Raw genomic sequence first — 3,183 nt, forward strand, 5'->3', positions numbered from 1 at the left:
ATGGAAAGTAATACAATACTTATATTTTTGAAATTGATCATATTTATGTGCTAGATTTTATTCACTAAAACGACTTCATCTGCCGTACTTAACTTTTGCAGCTGAATGATGGAACCACCTTTTACTTTCTCTGTTTTTAAAACAGCTCCATTTGCAGGGTTAATGATTTTGATGCTAAATGTGCCCTTCACCTGGCTTAAGTCTACCTTTAAAGGTTGTGCCGCAGCATTATAAAAAATATAGGCTTTACCCGGATTTGCTAAGGCGTATTGGTTCGCGTTTTCTGCTATTGGAGTTACTGGCTTCAACTGAGCTGCAGCAGCAAACAATTCCTTATGTAGTGCCGGCAGCGTTGGCAGTGAACCTCCTGCCATCAATACTGCCCATCCGTAACTGGTATAGTTATCTCCAGAGTAAATAACCGCTTTCGCGGGATATTTAGTTTTATATTCAACAACCGCACGATAAACCTGTGCAAAAGAAGTTTTCTGTGGCTTTAACAAACGGGCATGCTGGCGTGGAGCCAGGTTTTGCCCGCCTAATGGCGCGTAAGCAGTGCCATCTGCCTGATAATGCCAGTACCTGATGTCAATGACATCTACCAAAGCCGCTTTTTCTGGATCTGCTAAAATAGCATCCTGCACATCTTTGGTTACACTTAAGCCGATGATAGGGTGTTTGCCCGTATCCTTTTTCCATTCTTCAATGCACGCGAGCCAGAACTCCACAAAATGCTTCGGACCAGTAAATTCAGCACCAATCAGCTGGATCACACTGTTGTTTTCCGCAAAATTATTCAGGCACTGCCTGATGTAAGCGCGGTGTAAACTGCGGCGTGTGGCATTAGAAATATCATAAAACTGCTCGGCAAGAAAAATACGCTTGTCGCCGGCATAAGGCACAGGCTCCGGAAAACCAGTGCTGTTGATGTTATTTGCGGTACGCCATGGGAAATCTGCATAGTGCGCACCTGCTTCAATGATATTATGCTGAAAATAGTTTTGATGCACCAGCACCAATCCCTTTTGATCTGCCAGATCAGCAAATTGCTTTAGGCGGTCCCAATACCAAAGGTTATATTTACTTAAATCATATTTGCTCAAGCCATCCCAGGCAGTTCCCTGTCCACTTCTGGCAAAAGGCAATTCATAAAATGGTGCCCATACTTCGCCATTCATCCTGCGGATACGTTCGTGATCATCACGTCGCCTATCATACCAGAGGCCATAATTATGTTCCATTACCTTAACTGATCCCTTTTGCATACTATCGGTTAAGGCATTTAAATCGTCGGTTAATCCCAAACCAGCGCGGCCGGGAACAAAGCGGGTAACATGAGGTTTAGCAGTTTTTAAGCCATGAGGTCTGGCACTGCCATTCCACCATTGAACCTCCTGACGGTTGCCGGAAATTACTGCTGCATTGCGCATAAGCCAACCATTTTCAATAGCCATAAGACCATTTGTTTTTAATGGACTCATTTTTGCGATACCTATCTGATCTATCGTTTTAGCCTGTGCCTGGTTTAATGCTATCGGATTACGACTGGCACTTGCATCTATAAATTCATCAAGCTCCATCATCGGTTGTGCGGCCAATTTGGTTAACTTTTGTGCAACATCTACCGATGGACTACTCGATGCCTCTGAAGGGTTGAACATCATAAATGCACGCTGTTGGGCATCTTTACCAATTCTGTCAGTCAACTGCGCATAATATAAACTGCGTGGTTGAATTTGTTCATTCGACATGTCCCAATAGCCATCGCCCGAAAATTGTGCCCAATTGCCAAAAGCCCAGTTTTGTGCGCCCGGTGGTTTGAAGTTATCAATCCTCGCGGCTGTACTTTGCCAGAAAACACTGTTTGCAGCAGCCCATCCGGCGCCCTGACCATCCTGACCCCTATTGGAGAAACTTAAAGCCTGACCATCAACATTCACAACATCAAACAATACGCCTGATGCCCAGCTGTCTATAGCGCCGCTAAAACTAAAAGGCAGGTAAGCATTGCATTGTACAAAGGCATTCGGACCGGCGGCACAAAAACCAACACCAAAATCATGATAGCCATATTCAGCATATAGCCTTTGAAAAAGTGTTTGCTGCCCTGTGGTGAAAAAGGTATACCTTCTTTCGCCACCAATTTCTGATACAGGAGCCAGAGATTTACAGTCTTCAACCGTAATTCTTCTGGCAGATTCCTGCACATTAACCGCTGAACCTGCTAAATTTTCGAAAACAACCTGACGCACCCAGGCATCTTCTACATTTGCAATGGAAACCCCTGTCCAGCGATGGTATTCATCTTTAGGGTTATTTTTATCGTAACTGGATTGTATTTTTAAATTTTCTACGCCCGACTGTGCTATTCTGCCTGTCCAGCTGTATTTAATGACATTTGCTCCGCCATATCTGGCTTCTAAAGCTGTGGTAATGGGTGCATCGAAAAAGAGTTCCGTTCCGGAAACTTTAACGATGGTTCTGTCCCAATAAAGATCACGCTGACCAGCTTTCCAGCCTGTGGCCGTAACGCCGCCCCCAAAATGTTCAACACCTAAGTCTTCAAGCCAGTTTTTTGGCGAAGGACGGTGAATTAAAATGCGGTTTCCTGTTTTAAAAGAACCTGCGTTAGCCACTTTTACCGACATGGCATTTACAGGCACATAGTCATTAGTGATGGCAACAGGCTGTTCCTGCTGGCGATTTGCTTCACCGGAAATAAGTACTACGCCCATTCTGTCCAAACCCGTAGCCTGGATTAAAGTGCCACCATTAGCCATTCCACTGCCACGAAGTACCACCCCTGAAGCCTTAATTTTTAAGGAACCTGCTACTGTATAAACACCTTTTTCCAGCAAAACAGCACCACGAAGACCATTTTTACCCAGAGGTAAAGCAGCAACATAGTTGAGTGCTGCCTGAATTCTTTCCGTGGCATCACCTGTTGTTAGGGGCACCACCACTTTAACTATCGCCTCCGGTATAGGAAACGCGCCAGCCATATAACCACTGTAAGAGAAATCCGGAATTCGGTTTCCTTGTTCATCAGCTGTATAGTTAAGCTGTCCGCCAGCACTGGTGAAAATTGGTTTTGGCGGTTCTACTGTTTTTTTCTTTTGCGCAAAAACAGATGGTGAAGCCAGACAGATGAATAAAACCATGCAGGAAGTTAAAGTCCTGCTG

1 protein-coding gene is annotated in these 3,183 nt (G+C 44.6%); it reads right to left on the reverse strand.

Annotated elements, in window-relative coordinates; translation table 11 throughout:
- Positions 1–50: 50 nt before the first annotated feature.
- A partial coding sequence (locus ACR2F7_RS07375) for a DUF6298 domain-containing protein (protein ID WP_432712941.1) occupies positions 51–3,183 on the reverse strand: 3,133 nt, incomplete at its 5' end.

The organism is Pedobacter sp. (assembly GCF_045628745.1).
Classification (GTDB): Bacteria; Bacteroidota; Bacteroidia; order Sphingobacteriales; family Sphingobacteriaceae; genus Pedobacter.